Source organism: Verrucosispora sp. ts21, assembly GCF_002879555.1.
In the GTDB taxonomy this organism is placed as follows: Bacteria; Actinomycetota; Actinomycetes; order Mycobacteriales; family Micromonosporaceae; genus Micromonospora; species Micromonospora gifhornensis.
In genome coordinates this window covers 1-15,866 of record NZ_PNOZ01000046.1, presented here as the reverse complement: position 1 = coordinate 15,866, position 15,866 = coordinate 1, and the positions used below count along the sequence as shown (strand labels likewise).

Sequence of the window (15,866 nt, the reverse complement as noted above, 5' to 3'; positions counted from 1 at the left end):
TCGTCAAATATGTTGTCGGGGGTGCCGGGCCGCCTGACCCCGGCCGGACGACACGAGGAGCGCATCATGCAGTTCGGAGTCTTCACCGTCGGTGACGTCACCGTCGACCCGACCAACGGGCGGGAGCCGACCGAGCGTGAGCGCATCAAGGCGATGGTCACCATCGCGCTCAAGGCCGAGGAGGTCGGCCTCGACGTCTTCGCCACCGGCGAACACCACAACCCGCCGTTCGTGCCCTCGTCGCCCACCACCATGCTGGGCTACATCGCCGCCCGTACCGAGCGGCTGATGCTGTCCACCGCGACCACGCTGATCACCACCAACGATCCGGTGAAGATCGCCGAGGACTACGCGATGTTGCAGCATCTGGCCGACGGTCGGGTCGACCTGATGATGGGTCGCGGCAACACCGGCCCGGTGTACCCGTGGTTCGGGCAGGACATCCGTAACGGCATCCCCCTCGCGATCGAGAACTACGACCTGCTGCGCCGGCTCTGGCGCGAGGACGTTGTCGACTGGCGGGGCAAGTTCCGTACGCCGTTGCAGTCGTTCACCTCGACGCCGCGTCCGCTCGACGGGGTGCCGCCGTTCGTGTGGCACGGCTCGATCCGCAGCCCGGAGATCGCCGAGCAGGCCGCGTACTACGGGGACGGGTTCTTCGCCAACCACATCTTCTGGCCGGCCGAGCACACCAAGCGGATGGTGGGCCTGTACCGGCAGCGTTTCGCGCACTACGGGCACGGCTCCGCCGACCAGGCCATCGTCGGCCTCGGTGGGCAGGTGTTCATGCGGCGTAACTCCCAGGACGCGGTACGCGAGTTCCGTCCCTACTTCGACAACGCCCCGGTCTACGGGCACGGTCCGTCGTTGGAGGAGTTCACCGCGCAGACCCCGCTGACCGTGGGCAGCCCGCAGCAGGTCATCGACCGGACCCTCGGGTTCCGTGACTACGTCGGTGACTACCAGCGGCAGCTGTTCCTCATGGACCATGCCGGACTGCCGCTGAAGACCGTGCTGGAGCAGCTCGACCTGCTCGGCGAGGAGGTCGTACCGGTGCTGCGCAAGGAGTTCGAGTCGCTGCGTCCGGCGCACGTGCCGCTGGCGCCCACGCACGCCTCGCTGCGCGCCGCCGCCGAGCAGGCCGCCACCGACCAGAGCGCCGGCGCGGAGGCCGGGCGGTGACCGCGCGTACCCTCGCCGTGGTCTCGGCCGGGCTCAGTCAGCCCTCGTCCACCCGGCTGCTCGCCGACCAGCTCGCCGCCGCCACCCGCGACGAGCTGGTCGGCCACGGCGAACAGGTCACGCTGCACCCGATCGAGCTGCGTGAGCACGCCCACGACATCGTCAACCACCTGCTCACCGGCTTCCCGTCCGAGCCGCTGCGGCAGGTGCTGGACCAGGTCACCGGCGCGGACGGGCTGATCGCCGTCACGCCGATCTTCAACGCCTCGTACAGCGGGCTGTTCAAGTCGTTCTTCGACCTGGTCGACGCCGACGCCGTCGGGGGCCGGCCGGTGCTGATCGGCGCCACCGGCGGCACCGCCCGGCATTCGCTGGCCCTGGAACACGCGATCCGGCCGATGTTCACCTACCTGCGGGCGGTGGTGCTGCCGACCGCCGTCTTCGCGGCCCCCGAGGACTGGTCGGGCGGTACCGCGCAGGGCGCGTTGCGGACCCGGATCGACCGTGCCGCCGCCGAACTGGCCGGGCAGGTGCACCGCAGCGCCCCGTCGTCCGGTCCGGTCGACCCGTTCGCGTTGACCACCGACTTCGAACAGTTGCTGCGCGGCGGGGACACCTGACCCGGCGCGCAAGGTGTACGGCATCGCCCCGCACCACCCGCCGTGGTGCGGGGCGGCGAGATGTCAGACGGCGTGCTCGGCCGCGTGCGGGTGGGCGACGAGCACCGGGCAGCGGGAGTGGTGCACCAGCGCCTGGCTGACCGAGCCGAGCAGCAGGCCGGCGAAACCGCCCCGGCCCCGGGACCCGACCACCACCAGCGCCGCCTGTTCGGAGGCCTCGATCAGCGCCTCGTCGGCCTTACGGCCGGTGATCACCCGCTCCTCGACGGTCAGGCCGGGATGGCTGCCGCGGGTGGCCGCGGCGGCCATGGCCAGCAGCTGCTCGCCGTCGACGTCCCGTTCACCCGAGACGTGCACCAGCAGGAGCGAGCCACCGCGTCGGACGGCCTCCTCGGCGCCGTGGCCGACGGCGAGTTCCGCCGACTCGGAGCCGTCCACCCCCACCAGCACCGGCCCGTCGGTCGGCAACGGCCGGTCCGGTGGCCGCACCACCAGCACCGGGCAGTGCCCGTGCGCGGCGACCTGGGTGCCGACGGAGCCGAGCAGCAGGCCGGCGAAGCCGCCCAGGCCCCGGCTGCCCACCACGACCAATTCGGCCCGACGTGACTCCTCGACCAGGGTCGCGCCGGGTCCACCGGCCACCTGTCGCACCTCGACGGTGAGCGACGGCCACCGGTCGACCAGTTCGGTGGTGGTCTGTTCGAGCATTTTCCGACCGTCCTCCGAGGGCGCCGGCAGACCCACCTCGTACGGGTTGATCGGCACCCCGTAGCCGAGCGGATGCAGGTAGCCGTGCACCAGGTGCAGCGGACGGGACCGCCACACCGCCTCCTGGGCCGCGTGCTCCGCGGCGACCAGGCTCGGCGGTGAGCCGTCCACTCCCACCACGACAGGTCGGTTCATGATGCCTCCAGACGTCGTCACGCCATTGTCGAACGTCGCCGGCCGGTAGACCGGCCCCCGACACACCTGATGCGGGGCCGGTCCACCGGCGGCCGGGCGGGCCGATGGCCCGCCACCTGTGGTGGGGTGGCGCCGGGGGAGCGGCGCGACCCCACCGGATCACGAACCGTCGACGGTACGCGGCTCGCGGACCACCACCACCGCAGTGTCCGCGTGGTGCAGGACCGCGTGGCTGACCGAGCCGAGCAGCAGCCCGGCCAGCGCCCCGCGTCCCCGCGCGCCGACGACCACCAACTGGGCGTCACGGGACTGCTCCACCAAGGCGCGGGCGGGGGAGCCACGGACCAGCAGCTGCCGCACCGGCACCTTCGGGTACCGCGGCGACCACCTGGCCACGGCGTCGGCGAGGACCTGTTCCTCCTGCTCCCGGAAGGCGTCCAGGTCGTAGACCAGCGGCAGGATGTCGCCCGGACCGGCCGGCGCCGGGTAGAGCCAGGAGTGCACGGCAACCAGTTCGGTGTCGCGCCGGGCGGCCTCCTCGAACGCGAAACCGATCGCCTCATCGGAGGCGGGGGAGCCGTCGACGCCGACCACCACCGGCCCGTCCGCGCGCTGCTCACCCCGGACCACCAGCACCGGGCAGCTGGCCCGGGCACTGAGCTGCACGGCCACCGAGCCGAGCAGCAGCCCGGCGAATCCGCCCAGGCCCCGGCTGCCGAGCACCAGCAGCGCGGCGTTGTCGGCCTCGGCGAGCATGACCGCCGGTGCCGCGCCGTGCACCACCGCGCCGGTGACCGACACCTCCGGGGCGATCTTGGTGGCTTCGGCCACCGCGTCGGCCACGAACTGCTCGGCCTGGTTGCGCAGGCCGGCGTCGGCCGGCGCGCCCGGTGCGGGGCCCAGCGGCACCCGCATCAACGGCCAGATGAACGCGTGCACGACCCGCAGCGGTCGCTGCCGGTACGCGGCCTCCCGGGCGGCGGCCCGCACCGCGTGCAGGGCAGTCTCGGAACCGTCCACACCCACCACGACGGGGGCGTTGTTGCTGCTCATCGAGTCCTCCTTCGGCTCACTACCAGCCTGACCCATCAGGGGAGGTCAGGTTCACCGACCCCGCCTTCCGGCGACGAATCACCATCGTCAGCCGGAGCAGCAGGCCGGGCAGGACGCTCACCGCGGCGCAGGCGAGCAGTTCCACCGCACCCAGCGCTTCGGTGCCGAGCAGGTCCCGCAGTGGCGCCACCAGCACCCCGGCGACCTGCAACAACGCGGAGATCGCCACCGCCAGCGGCAGCGCCGGGTTGCCCCGCCGGCCACCGGGCGGGCGCGGTGCGCGGACCGCCAACGCCACCCCGAGCTGAGCCAGACCCAGCACCACGAAGACCACCGACTGCCAGGGCCGGTCCCAGTGCGCGGCCAGCACACCCGCGCCGAGGGTCACCGCAGAGATCAACGTGCCGGCGATGAGGATGTGCCGGCCCAGGCCCGCCCCGAGCACGGACTCCTGCGGTGAGCGCGGCACCCGGCGCAGCGTCCCCGGTTCCGCCGGTTCCGCGCCCAGGGCGACACCCGGCAGCCCGTGGGTGAGCAGGTTGATCCAGAGGATCTGCGCCGGCAGCAGCGGCACGGCCAGCCCGAACAGTGGACCCAGCAGCATCACCACGATCTCGGCCACCCCACCGGAGAGGGCGTAGCGCAGGAACCGCCGGATGTTGTCGTAGATCCGCCGCCCTTCGCCGATGGCGGTCGCCACGGTCGACAGGTCGTCGTCGACAAGCACCAGGTCGGCCGCCTGCCGGGCCACCTCGGTGCCGCCGCCCATGGCCACACCGATGTCGGCGCGGCGCAGCGCCGGCGCGTCGTTGACCCCGTCGCCGGTCATCGCCACCACATGCCCGCGCGCCTGCATCGCGGCGACGATGTCGAGCTTCTGCTCCGGGCGGGTACGGGCGAACACCCGGGCCGCCGGGTCGGCCTCGGCCGGGTCACCGTCGTCGCCGCGTACCACCGGGTCGCCGGTGTCCCAGACGCCGAGCTGACCGGCGATGGCCGCAGCGGTCGCCGGATGGTCGCCGGTGACCAGCACCAGCCGCACCCCGGCCTCGGTGAAACTGCCGGCGATCTCCGGCGCACCGGTGCGCAGCGGATCGCCGACACCGACCAGGCCCACCACCCGCAGCCCGACCGGGTGGGCGGGGTCGACCGGCGGCGTGTCCACAAGCGCCGCCGCCAGGGCGAGCACCCGCAGCCCCGCGCCCGCCATCTCCTGTGCCGCGGCGGCCAGCTCGGCCAGTTCCTCGGCGTCGGCGTCGACAAGCGGCGCGGCCAGCACGTTCTCCGGCGCGCCCTTGCACACCACCAGATACCTGTTGTCGCAGCACCGGTGCACCGTGGTCATCCGGCGCAACTCCTGGTCGAAGGGGTGCTCGGCGACGCGTGGCCACGCGCGGCGGGTGGCCTGCGGGTCGAGGCCGCACCGGGCCGCGAAGGCCAGCAGGGCACCTTCCAGGGGGTCACCGACGGCACCCCACTCGGGCCGCTTGTCGTCCGGCGGGGTCAGCGTCGCGTCGTTGCACAGCAGCCCGGCCCGGGCCAGCTGGCGCAGCTCGTCGGTGACCGCGATCCGCTGGCCGTCGCGGTGGATCGCGCCGTGCGGGGCGTACCCGGTGCCGGTGATGTCGAAGCCGGCGCCGTCGGCGGTGCGGGCGTGCTGCACGGCCATCCGCCCCTCGGTGAGGGTGCCGGTCTTGTCCGAGGCGATCACGGTGACCGAACCGAGGGTCTCCACCGCGTGCAGCCGGCGGGGGATGGCCCGGGACTGCGCCATCCGCCGTGCGCCGAGCGCGAGCGCGAGGGTGACCACCGCGGGCAGCGACTCCGGAACCGCGGCCACCACCAGGCTCACCGCGGTGACCGCCATGTCCACCAGCGGTCGCCCGCTGAGCACGCCGATGGCGAAGACCAGCCCGGACAGCAGTACGGCGACCAGGCCGAGGACCCGGCCGAGCGCCGCCAGACGCCGCTGCAGCGGGGTGGGACCCGGTCGGGTGGTGGCCGCCAGGGTGGCGATCCGGCCCAGCGCGCTCGCCGCGCCGGTGCGTACCACCGTGCCGCTGGCCCGGCCCACGGTGACCACGGTGCCGGCGCTGGCCTCCTCGCCGACGTCCCGGGCCACCGGCAGCGACTCGCCGGTGAGCGCCGACTCGTCCAGGCGCAGCCGGTTGGCCTCGTCGAGCAGCAGGTCGGCGGGGACCACGTCGCCGGCTTCGATGCGCACCAGGTCGCCCCGGACCAGGTCGGCGGCGGGCAGCACCAGGTCCTGGCCGTCGCGCACGACCCGGGCGGTCGGTGCGGCCAGCTGGTCGAGCGCGGCGATCGCCCGCTCGGCGCGTACCTCTTGGACCACGCCGATGACGGTGTTGACCGCGACGACGAGCAGGATCACCGCCGTGTCGGGGTAGTCCCGCAGCACCGTGGTGACCACGGCGGCGGCCAGCAGCAGGGCGACCAGCGGGTCGGTGAGCTGCCGCAGGACGCGGACGGTCAGGTGCCGGCGGGGTGGCGCCTCGGCGGCGTTCGGCCCGTCGAGGCGTAGCCGTTCGGCGGCCTCGGCGGAGCTGAGTCCGTCGACGGTTACCGGCCGGGTGACGATGTCAGTGCTCACGGTGCACCCCTGCCCACGCCCTCGAACCCTCTCGCCACCGCTTCACCTCTGCCCCGAGGCCGTGCCCCGACGGCTGCCCTGCACCATCAGGGTGGCGCGCCACCACAGGTGTCCGGCAGAGTCGACGGCCCGCTCGGCGCGGGACCAACGGCCCTGCCGATCGCACGGCGTATCGTCATCGGCGATGAGCGACGACTTACGGCTGCGTGCCGTCGCCGAGGACGACCTGCCGGAGTTCTACGCCCACCAACTCGACCCCGAGGCCGGCCGGATGGCCGCCTTCGGCGCCGCCGACCCGGCCGACACGCGGGCGTTCGCCGCGCACTGGATGCGCATCCTGACCGACCCGCAGAACCTCGCCTGGACCGTGACCGTCGACGACGCGGTGGTCGGGCACGTGCTGGCCTTCCCCGCCGAGGGGCGCACCGAGGTCAGCTACTGGATCGACCCGGCCCGGTGGGGTCGCGGGTACGCCACCCGCGCGCTGGCCGCCCTGCTGCGCGAGGTGACCCGCCGCCCGCTGTACGCGCGCACCGCCACCGACAACGTCGGCTCGCTGACCGTGCTGCGCCGCTGCGGGTTCGTCGTCCGGGCCACCGAACGGGCGTACGCCCCCGGCCGGGGCGAGGAGATCGACGAGTACCTGCTGGAGTTGCCGGCCTGACACCCCGCCGGGGTTGATCGCCCCGCCCCGCCAGGCGGCGGCGTGACCTGGATGGCACTACCCTCGCGGAGTGAACTGGCTGGAACTCGTCGGCTGGACCGGCTCCGCGCTGCTGGTCTGGTCGCTGCTGCAGACGCGCATCCTGCGGCTGCGGGCGGTCAACCTGATCGGCTGCCTGGTGCTCATCGGCTACAACGGCGCGCTGCGGGTGTGGCCCATGGTGGGGCTCAACATCGTCCTGGCAGTGATCAACCTCTGGTATCTGCGGCGACTGCTCGCCACCCGGCACGACGAGCAGACCTACCAGGTGGTCGAGGTGAATGCCGACGACGCGTTCCTGGCGCACACGCTGCGGGTGCACGCCGCCGACATCGCCCGGTTCAACCCGGGCTTCCATCCCGATCGGGTGGCCGGCCGTGCGGCCTTCCTGGTGGTCCGCGCCGACGAGGTCGTCGGCGTGGTGCTCGCCCACGACGCCGGAGACGGCGTGGCCCAGGTCGATCTGGACTACGTCACTCCGGCCTTCCGGGACTTCACCCCCGGCGAGTTCGTCTACCGACGCAGCAGCCTGTTCACCGACCGGGGCTTCCGTCGGGTGATCAGCCCGCCGGGCATGCGCGCCCCCTACTACCAGCGCATCGGATTCCGTCCGCACGGCCAGTCGTACGTGCTCGACCTGGTCACGGTGCCGCGGTAGTGCGGTGCGGACGATGCCTCGTTGCCCCCTGGCCCGGCGGCTCCGCGGCTCAGTCGAGCGCATCCCGCCGGCGGTAGCGTTTAGGGGTGAGTGAGTCTGAGCGGCTGAATGACCGTGAGCGGCGTGCGTGGTTCGGGTTCCTGACCATGCAGGAGGACGTCCGGCGGCGCCTGAACCGTCAGCTGCTGCGCGAGGCCGAGATCTCCTTGGCGGATTTCGCCGTCCTGAGTGCCTTGCGCCTGTCGCCGAACGGTCCGCTGCGCGTCATCGAGCTGCGGGAAGTCCTCAGGTGGGAGAAGACGCGCCTGGTCCATCAGATCTCGCGGATGACTCGGCGGGGGCTGGTGGAGCGTCAGAGCTGCGTCGAGGATCGACGCGGTACGCGTATCGCCCTCACCGACGAGGGGCGTGCGGTGATCGACAAGGCGACGCCACTGCACCTGCGATACGTGCGTCAGCTCTTCCTCGACGTGCTCAGCCCTCGTCAGCTCGACACCCTTGCTGCCGTGTCGGAAGCGGTGCTGGACAACCTCGAGAACGAACTCTTCGAGGACTGAGGCAGCTTCCGCCCCGCACCCGGGGCACGGTGACGGATCGTCGGTAGCGGGGGCGTGGGCCATTCGATGCCGCCCTGGTACTAGGTGACGAATCACCGCTCCTGCTGTGCGGCTGATGCCCATAGCTGCGCTTCTCACCGGATCGTTTGGGTGGTTTGCAGCTATCAGCGCTATTTGCCGGATCTCAAGAGGGTGATGTGTCACCCGACACTTAAGGGTGACGCATCACCAAAACGCGGCTAGGTTTGGCCCGCAGGTCCGCCCCTTACGCAGCCGGGCACATGAAGCCCGCACCTCGAAGGAGAAGAGCGCCCACCATGTCCCACGTCGTCAACCTTGCCCTGATCTACTACTCGTCCACCGGCACGGGCACCAACATCGCCAACACCATGGCGGCAGCGGCGGAGGCCGCCGGCGCGCAGGTGCGAGTGCGCAAGGTGGCCGAACTGGCACCGCAGGCCGCCATCGAGTCGAACCCGATCTGGGCCGCCCACCACGCGGCCACCGCGGACATACCCGCCCCGAGCTCGGACGACCTCACCTGGGCCGACGCGATCATCCTCGGATCACCGACCCGATTCGGGAACATCGCGGCGCAGATGAAGCAGTTCTTCGACACCCTGTCGCCGCTGTGGCTGGCCGGCGTGTTGTCCGACAAGGTCTACAGCGGCTTCACCTCGACCAGCACCCGCCACGGTGGGCACGAGTCGACCCTGCTCGCCATGTACAACACCATCCACCACTTCGGCGGCATCATCGTGCCGCCCGGATACACCGACCCGATCAAGTTCGTCGACGGCAACCCGTACGGCACCTCACACCACGCCGTGTTCGGCCCGGACCTCGGCACGATCGACGACGACACCCGCAACTCCGCCCGCCACCAGGCCGAACGTGTCGTGCGTATCGCACGGGCCCTCAAGTCGGGAAGCGCCGCCTGATCGCGCGCCACCGAGCCCTCGCACCTCTGACACGGAAGAAGGTAATTGTTAATGACACGGCTACAGGGAAAGACAGCGGTGGTCACCGGCGGCGCGATGGGAATGGGCGCCGCCGCCGTCCGCCGGTTCGTGACCGAGGGTGCGAACGTGGTCATCGCCGACGTGAACCTCACGGCGGCGCAGGCGCTCGCCCTCGAACTCGGACCGCAGGCCGTCGCCGAGAAACTCGACGTCCGATCAGCGGACGAGTGGGTCGCACTTGTCGAGCGGACGGAGAAGCGGTTCGGCTCCGTCGACATCCTGGTCAACAACGCCGGCGTCGCCGACCCGGCGCCGCTGGAGCAGTGGGACACCGCGCGGTTGCAGCGCACGCTGGACGTGAACCTGATCGGCGTCTTCAACGGCATGCAGGCTGTCGTCCCGGCGATGAAGCGGGCCGGTGGCGGGTCCATCGTCAACATCGGCTCCGTCGGCGCCCTCCAGGGCGTGCCGCGAATGTCCGGCTACGTGGTGGCAAAGTGGGGCGTACGCGGCCTGACCAAGACCGCCGCGCTGGAGTTGGGCGTCCACGGAATCCGCGTGAACGCCGTCCATCCCGGTCAGATCCGGACACCCATGACCGCGGGCGTCACGTTCGACACGAGCAACATCGCGCTCGGTCGGGTCGGCGAGCCTGACGACATCGCGGGAATCGTCCTCTTCTTCGCCAGCGACGACTCGCGGTTCGTCACCGGCAGCGAGGTGGCCGGCGACGGCGGGCAGGTCGCCGGGCCGGCCAACTACCAGGGGCTGCCTCAGTAGCGGGCACGCCATACCCGACGGTGGCGCCGCGCGATCGTACGTGCTCGACCTGCCCGGATGATGACGATGATTCACCGTCGGAGCCACTGGGCATAGGCACCGCTACGCCGGTGGGACTTCCACCGGCGGCGCCACCGGGCGCGGTCCAACGAGGGAGCCGGGCGTGCAGAGCTACTGGAGTCAGCTGGCTTTGGTCGCGGTCCTGATCGTCATCAACGCGATCTTCGCCGGTAGTGAGCTGGCTCTGGTGTCGTTGCGTGACAGCCAGATCCAACGGCTGGCCCGCAGCAGCCGAGCCGGACAGGTGCTGGCCCGCCTGGCCCGCGACCCCAACCGGTTCCTGGCCACCATCCAGATCGGCATCACCCTGGCCGGCTTCCTCGCCTCGGCGGCGGCGGCGGTGTCACTGGCCCGGCCGCTGACACCGTTGCTGGACGTGTTCGGTCGAGCCGCCGAACCGGTCGCCATCGTGCTGGTCACCCTGGTGCTGACCTTCGTCACCCTGGTCTTCGGGGAACTGGCCCCCAAACGGATCGCGATGCAGATCCCCGAGCGCTGGGCACTGCTCGTCGCCCGCCCGCTGGACCTGCTCGCCACGCTCACCCGCCCGGCGGTGTGGCTGCTGGGCGCCACCAGCGACCTGGTGGTCCGGATGGCGGGGCTGAACCCGGAGCCGGAACGCGACGAGATCAGCCCCGACGAACTACGGGACATCGTCGCCGGCAACCACGGCTTCACCAAGGAGCAGCAGACCATCATCGCCGGTGCCGTGGAGATCGCCGACCGGAAGCTGCGCGCCGTGCTGGTGCCCCGGCTGAGCGTCTTCTGCCTGGACAGCGGCACCACCGCCGAGGCGGCCCGGCTGGTGCTGGCCGCCTCCGGGCACTCCCGCGCACCGGTGGTCCGCCACGGCGGCCTGGACGACACGGTCGGCGTCATCCACCTGCGGGACCTGGTCGGCGTCCGCGACGACCAGCCCGTCGACGAGTGCGTACGACCACCGATGCTGTTGCCGGACTCGGTGTCGGTGGTCGACGCGCTGCGCCAGTTCAAGGCGGAACGCCAACACATGGCGCTGGTCGTGGACGAGCGCGGCGCCGTCGACGGCATCGTCACCCTGGAAGACGTCCTCGAGGAGATCGTCGGGGAGATCTACGACGAGACCGACCGGGACATCCGCGAGGTGCGTACCGACGCCGACGGCGCGTTGGCGTTGCCCGGCACCTTCCCGGTGCACGACCTGCCGGACATCGGCGTGGAACTGCCGGCCCGCCCGGCCGGCGACTACACCACGGTCGCCGGCCTGGTGCTCGCCGCCCTCGGGCGGATCCCCACCGTCGGCGAGCACCTCACCGTCGACGGTTGGCGGCTGGAGATCACCGAGGTCGACGACCGTGCCATCACCGGCGTACGGCTGTGCCGAACCGAATCGGCAGCCGACCCGGAGTCACCGGACGCGACCGAGCAGGAGTCACCGGAGTCCGCTGCCGTCAACGGGTCGGGGGATCCTCGGGCAGACCTGGCACCGGCGGATCGAGCCTGAGCCGGTGCACCGGCACCTGCACGGTGCTGCGGCCGAGCAACCGGGCGACGGCACGGATCACCCACGGCCCGGACGGATGGCGCTCCGGCCCGATCAACCGGCCACTGAGCCGCCCGTACCAGTGCCGGGTGACCACCAGATCGGTCAACCGCAACGGTCCGCCCGGCGTGCCGCGCACCACCAGATCCACCACCCGACCCAGCCGCCGGCCCTGCTCGTCGTACGCGGTGCGGCCGAGCAGCTCACCCGCCCGCACGGCCGGCCCCGGGAATCCTGCCGATCAGGTGGCGACGCAGCCACAACTCCACCGGCGAGGTGGGCAGGTCCTCGGCGCGTATCCGCAGCCACACCGCGCTGTCGATGCGTGCGACGAACCCGTACGGGATGCGCAGCGGCACCATCGGCCGGTCGGAGACGAACCGTTCCGCGGTCAACACCAGCATCCGGCCGATGCGGCCACCGACCCGCAGCCCGAGCGCGCCCGGCCCGGTGAGCAGCGTTCGCAGGTACGGCGTCCCATGGGCGTCCAGGGCGAACTCCACGTCGTCGACCTTGCCGATCAGCCGGCCGTCGACGTCGACGAGCTGGCGGTCGAGCAGATCATGGCTGACCTGGATCCTCACTGCCCCATTCTGGTCCCGATGGCCACCGGAATGGCGGCGATCGCCGCGGCCACGATGACCAGCAGCAGCACCGCCCCCAGCACGTTGAGCCACCGACCGTTGACCCGGTCGCCGAGATAGGTGCGGTCGTTGGCCACCACCAGGATCGGCAGGTAGGTCAGCGGCAACGCCACCGCACTGATGATCAACATGTACTCGGTGAGCGTCACCGGATCGATCCTGGTGAGCAGCAGAAGCACCCCGAGCAGCACACTGACCAGCAACACGGTGTGGAACCGGGCCGCCTCACGCGGGCTGACCCGCTTGCCCCACTGCCAACCGAAGTACTGCGCGGCGGCGTACGCGGCCGACAACCCGGTCTCCAACGCGGCGCCGAAGGTGACCGCGAAGAACGCCAGCGCCGCGATCGCCAGGCCGACCCCGCCGAAGGCCAGCACGACCGGATGGGCGACCTCGCCGAGGTCGGAAACGGTCAGGCCGGCGGGCCGCAGCACCACCGTCGCGGTGGCGATCAGCGACAGCGCCAGGAACCCCCCGACCGGAAAGCCGACAAGCACGCTGAACCGGGCGTCAGCCAGGTCGGCGGCGCTCCACCGCTCCTCCACACCGCCGGAGGAGAAGAAGAAGACCTCGTACGGGCTGACCGTCGAGGCGAACAGCGCCACCGCGACGAACCAGTACGCCCCCCACCCCTGCCCGCCGTCGTCGATGCTCACCGCGCCCCGCCCGAGTGCCGCCCAGTCGGTCGGCAACCAGAACAGCGCCACGGCGAAGACCACCAACGTCAGGCCGGCCAGCCCGAACAGCCGTTCCATCACCGGGAAGCGCACCCGCCACAGCACCAGCCACACCGCCGCCCCGGCGACCGGCACCCAGAGCAGGTACGGCACCCCGCTGGCCAGTTGCAACGCCAGTGCCACACCGCCCAGTTCGGCGGCCAGGGTGATCACCGTGACCACATACGATGCGATCAGGTTGACAAGCGCCATGCGGGCCCCGAGCCGCTCCCGGACCAGGTCGAACACCGCGCGGCCGGTCACCGCCGCGATCCGTCCGGCCATCTCGGCGTACGCGCAGATCGCGATCACGCCGAGCAGCAGCACCCAGGAGTGGGCCATGCCGAAGCGGGCGCCGGCCTGACCGGCGGCCACCAGGTCGCCGATGTCGACGAAGCCACCGACCGCGGAGAGGATGCCGAGCGTGGCGGCGAGCAGCTTCTTCACGTCGACGGCGTCGCGGGCTCGGTCATCGACGCGACAATATCGCCGCCAAGCCGCAAACTACCGCGAAACGGGCACAGGGATGGGTCTGCCGTTCGACGACTCCCCGATCACACCCTCAGCTGTCGGGGTAGAGGTTCTGCAGGCGGACCTGTCCCCGGGCGACCAGGCGATCCTTGGCGTCGGTGATCTCCACCTGCCACAACTGCTGACTGCGCCCCCGGTGTACCGGAGTGGCGACCGCGGTCAACTCCCCGTCGCCGACGGGCCGCAGGAAGTCCGTCTGGTTCGACACGCCGACCACCCGTCCGCGCTCACCCAACCAGATGCCGGCACCCACGCTGGCCGCGGTCTCCACCACCGAGCAGTAGACCCCGCCGTGCTGGATGCCGTACGGCTGCAGCAGCTCCGGCCGTACCCGCCAACGGACCGTCACCCGATCACCGCTGGTCTCCCCGTACTCCAAGCCGAGCAGGGCGAAGAACCCGGTCGAGAGCTCGGACATCTCCATGGCGGCCTCCTCGATCTTGGCAACGTCACCCTACCGAGGTGGCAGCGGTGCGAACCCGGTAGGGCACAGAGGCGCTGATGGGGGAGAATCGGTGACCGTGACCGACAGCAACCTCCCGCCGGCCGGGCGGGACTCCTTCACCGACGACCTGCGGTGGCGTGGCCTGATCCAGGACTCCACCGACCCCGACGAGCTGCGCGCACTGCTCGACGGCCCGGCGACCGTCTTCTATGTGGGCTTCGATCCGACCGCGCCCAGCCTGCACGCCGGCCATCTGATGCAGGTCGCCACGGCACGCCGCCTGCAACTCGCCGGCCACCGTCCGCTGTTGCTGGTCGGTGGCGCGACCGGTCAGATCGGCGACCCGAAGGAGAGCGCCGAGCGCACCCTCAATGCGCCCGAGGTGGTCGCCGGCTGGGTGCAGCGCATCCGCGACCAGCTTGCGCCCTTCGTGTCGTACACCGGTGACAACGCGGCCCTGCTGGTCAACAACCTGGACTGGACCGGCGAGATGTCGGTGGTCGAGTTCCTCCGGGACGTGGGCAAGCACTTCCCGGTGAACAAGATGCTGGCGCGGGAGGTGGTCCGGGCCCGGCTGGAGAGCGGCATCAGCTTCACCGAGTTCAGCTACCAGTTGCTCCAGGCCAACGACTTCTTCGAACTGCACCGCCGGTACGGCTGCCAACTCCAGTTCGGCGGCTCCGACCAGTGGGGCAACATCACCGCCGGCGTCGACTACGTCCGCCGTCGCGGCGCCGGCCCGGTGCAGGCCTTCACCACACCGCTGGTCACCAAGTCCGACGGCTCGAAGTTCGGCAAGACCGAGGGCGGCGCGATCTGGCTCGACCCCGAAATGACCAGCCCGTACGCGTTCTACCAGTTCTGGATCAACGTCGACGATCGCGATGTCGGGCGCTACCTGCGTTACTTCAGCTTCCGCTCTCGCGAGGAGCTCGAAGCGCTGGAGAAGGAGACCGCGGAACGGCCCGCGTCCCGTGCCGCCCAGCGTGCCCTCGCCGAGGAACTCACCACCCTGGTGCACGGTGAGCGGGAGATGGCCCAGGTGGTGGCCGCCAGTCAGGCGCTGTTCGGTCGAGGCTCCCTGGCGGACCTGTCGGCGGCGACCCTGCGCGCCGCGCTCACCGAAGCCGGCCTGGTACGCCTCGACAAATTGCCGGAGGCGGCCGCCCTGCTCAAGGAGTCCGGCCTGGTGCCCAGCATGAAGGAGGCCCGCCGGGTGATCGCCGAGGGCGGCGCCTACGTCAACAACGTCCGGGTCACCGAGGCGGACGCGGTGATCGGGGCCGACGACCTGCTGCACGGCCGCTACCTGGTGCTGCGCCGGGGCAAGCGCTCGTTCGCCGGTGTCGAACTGGACGTTCCCGCCGCAGTCGAATGAGCCACTGTCGCGGAGTGTGACGCGCGACGCGTCCGGCGGATTTGACGATCAAACCGCCGGGCGCGTAACTTTCTCTCTGCCAGCGCGGACCGGACGAAACAGGTCGAAAGACCTGAAGGCCGAGCGCAGGTCAACCTTCCCGAGCGGGCGGCGTAGCCGCTTCGAGACGGGACCGGGTGGTGCCCCAGAGTCGCCGCGAGGCGGATTTGGTGAAGCGGAACCGACCGGGTATGGTTGGCCGCTGGCAGGGGCCCAGGCGCGCTAGCGGGAAACCGCAGCGGCTGGCCTGCCGGAAACCACGAACGTAACGGCGTCAGCCGATTCGCTCATGGTGCCCGGAGAAAGGGTGGAAGCGTGTCAAACCGGCGCAAGCCGATTTGACACGGCGGAAACCAGCGGGTAACGTAGTAAAAGTGCCCGGCGCGAGAGCGGCGGGCATGAGAGTGGAACGGATGCCCCGGATGGTGGCCCTGGTGGGTTGCTTGATGGTGTGTGGTTGTTCTTTGAGAACTCAACAGGGTGCTTGATAAGCCAGTGCCAA

16 protein-coding genes are annotated in these 15,866 nt (G+C 71.2%); 9 read left to right on the top strand and 7 right to left on the bottom strand.

The annotated features are described in order from the left end of the window. Positions 1-66: 66 nt before the first annotated feature. The gene (locus C1A38_RS19960) at positions 67-1,182 is read left to right on the top strand and encodes an LLM class flavin-dependent oxidoreductase (RefSeq protein ID WP_102659312.1); all 1,116 of its coding nucleotides are present in this window, start codon (positions 67-69) and stop codon (positions 1,180-1,182) included. Next, the gene (locus C1A38_RS19955; RefSeq protein ID WP_102659280.1) at positions 1,179-1,802 is read left to right on the top strand and encodes an FMN reductase; all 624 of its coding nucleotides are present in this window, start codon (positions 1,179-1,181) and stop codon (positions 1,800-1,802) included. Before C1A38_RS19960 ends, C1A38_RS19955 begins: the two co-directional genes overlap by 4 nt. Positions 1,803-1,865: 63 nt before the next feature. On the opposite strand, the gene C1A38_RS19950 is transcribed toward C1A38_RS19955, so the two are convergent. The 3 genes from C1A38_RS19950 to C1A38_RS19940 form a co-directional block, all read right to left on the bottom strand. Then, the gene (locus tag C1A38_RS19950; protein WP_102659279.1) at positions 1,866-2,705 is read right to left on the bottom strand and encodes a universal stress protein; all 840 of its coding nucleotides are present in this window, start codon (positions 2,703-2,705) and stop codon (positions 1,866-1,868) included. Between the two features lie 159 nt (positions 2,706-2,864). Next, on the bottom strand, positions 2,865-3,758 hold the full coding sequence (locus C1A38_RS19945; RefSeq protein ID WP_102659311.1) for a universal stress protein: 894 nt from the start codon (positions 3,756-3,758) through the stop codon (positions 2,865-2,867). A gap of 19 nt (positions 3,759-3,777) precedes the next feature. Beyond that, a complete protein-coding gene (locus tag C1A38_RS19940; RefSeq protein WP_102659278.1) occupies positions 3,778-6,369 on the bottom strand; it encodes a cation-translocating P-type ATPase in 2,592 nt (863 codons plus the stop codon). A gap of 184 nt (positions 6,370-6,553) precedes the next feature. On the opposite strand from C1A38_RS19940, the gene C1A38_RS19935 reads away from it, so the two are divergent. The 6 genes from C1A38_RS19935 to C1A38_RS19910 all read left to right on the top strand — a co-directional run bounded on the left by C1A38_RS19935 (position 6,554) and on the right by C1A38_RS19910 (position 11,572). Further along, positions 6,554-7,033, top strand: coding sequence for a GNAT family N-acetyltransferase (locus C1A38_RS19935; RefSeq protein ID WP_102659277.1), 480 nt, complete (start codon positions 6,554-6,556; stop codon positions 7,031-7,033). Positions 7,034-7,103: 70 nt separating this feature from the next. Then, positions 7,104-7,730, top strand: a complete 627-nt coding sequence (locus C1A38_RS19930; RefSeq protein WP_102659276.1) for a hypothetical protein — start codon at positions 7,104-7,106, stop codon at positions 7,728-7,730. Between the two features lie 86 nt (positions 7,731-7,816). Then, the gene (locus C1A38_RS19925) at positions 7,817-8,287 is read left to right on the top strand and encodes a MarR family winged helix-turn-helix transcriptional regulator (protein WP_199180263.1); all 471 of its coding nucleotides are present in this window, start codon (positions 7,817-7,819) and stop codon (positions 8,285-8,287) included. Positions 8,288-8,604: 317 nt separating this feature from the next. Beyond that, positions 8,605-9,228, top strand: a complete 624-nt coding sequence (gene wrbA, locus C1A38_RS19920; RefSeq protein WP_102659275.1) for an NAD(P)H:quinone oxidoreductase — start codon at positions 8,605-8,607, stop codon at positions 9,226-9,228. A gap of 51 nt (positions 9,229-9,279) precedes the next feature. Next, positions 9,280-10,029 carry an SDR family NAD(P)-dependent oxidoreductase gene (locus C1A38_RS19915; RefSeq protein ID WP_102659274.1) on the top strand — a complete coding sequence of 250 codons (750 nt, stop codon included), beginning with the start codon at positions 9,280-9,282 and terminating at the stop codon, positions 10,027-10,029. A gap of 163 nt (positions 10,030-10,192) precedes the next feature. Beyond that, the gene (locus C1A38_RS19910) at positions 10,193-11,572 is read left to right on the top strand and encodes a hemolysin family protein (protein ID WP_102659273.1); all 1,380 of its coding nucleotides are present in this window, start codon (positions 10,193-10,195) and stop codon (positions 11,570-11,572) included. Here the strand turns inward: C1A38_RS19910 and C1A38_RS19905 are convergent. From C1A38_RS19905 to C1A38_RS19890, 4 genes are all read right to left on the bottom strand, one after another. Beyond that, complete coding sequence (locus C1A38_RS19905; RefSeq protein ID WP_102659272.1) at positions 11,520-11,828, bottom strand: PRC-barrel domain-containing protein; 309 nt, start codon at positions 11,826-11,828, stop codon at positions 11,520-11,522. The two genes, C1A38_RS19910 and C1A38_RS19905, sit on opposite strands and share 53 nt — an antisense overlap. Continuing rightward, positions 11,815-12,195 carry a hypothetical protein gene (locus C1A38_RS19900; protein ID WP_102659271.1) on the bottom strand — a complete coding sequence of 127 codons (381 nt, stop codon included), beginning with the start codon at positions 12,193-12,195 and terminating at the stop codon, positions 11,815-11,817. The genes C1A38_RS19905 and C1A38_RS19900 overlap by 14 nt, the downstream gene beginning before the upstream one ends. After that, complete coding sequence (locus C1A38_RS19895; RefSeq protein ID WP_102659270.1) at positions 12,192-13,418, bottom strand: NRAMP family divalent metal transporter; 1,227 nt, start codon at positions 13,416-13,418, stop codon at positions 12,192-12,194. The genes C1A38_RS19900 and C1A38_RS19895 overlap by 4 nt, the downstream gene beginning before the upstream one ends. A 115-nt stretch (positions 13,419-13,533) precedes the next feature. Beyond that, positions 13,534-13,926 (bottom strand): PaaI family thioesterase, encoded by a 393-nt coding sequence (locus tag C1A38_RS19890; protein WP_102659269.1) that lies wholly within the window; start codon positions 13,924-13,926, stop codon positions 13,534-13,536. Between the two features lie 97 nt (positions 13,927-14,023). On the opposite strand from C1A38_RS19890, the gene tyrS reads away from it, so the two are divergent. After that, positions 14,024-15,325, top strand: a complete 1,302-nt coding sequence (tyrS, locus tag C1A38_RS19885; RefSeq protein WP_102659309.1) for a tyrosine--tRNA ligase — start codon at positions 14,024-14,026, stop codon at positions 15,323-15,325. Positions 15,326-15,866: the final 541 nt, after the last annotated feature.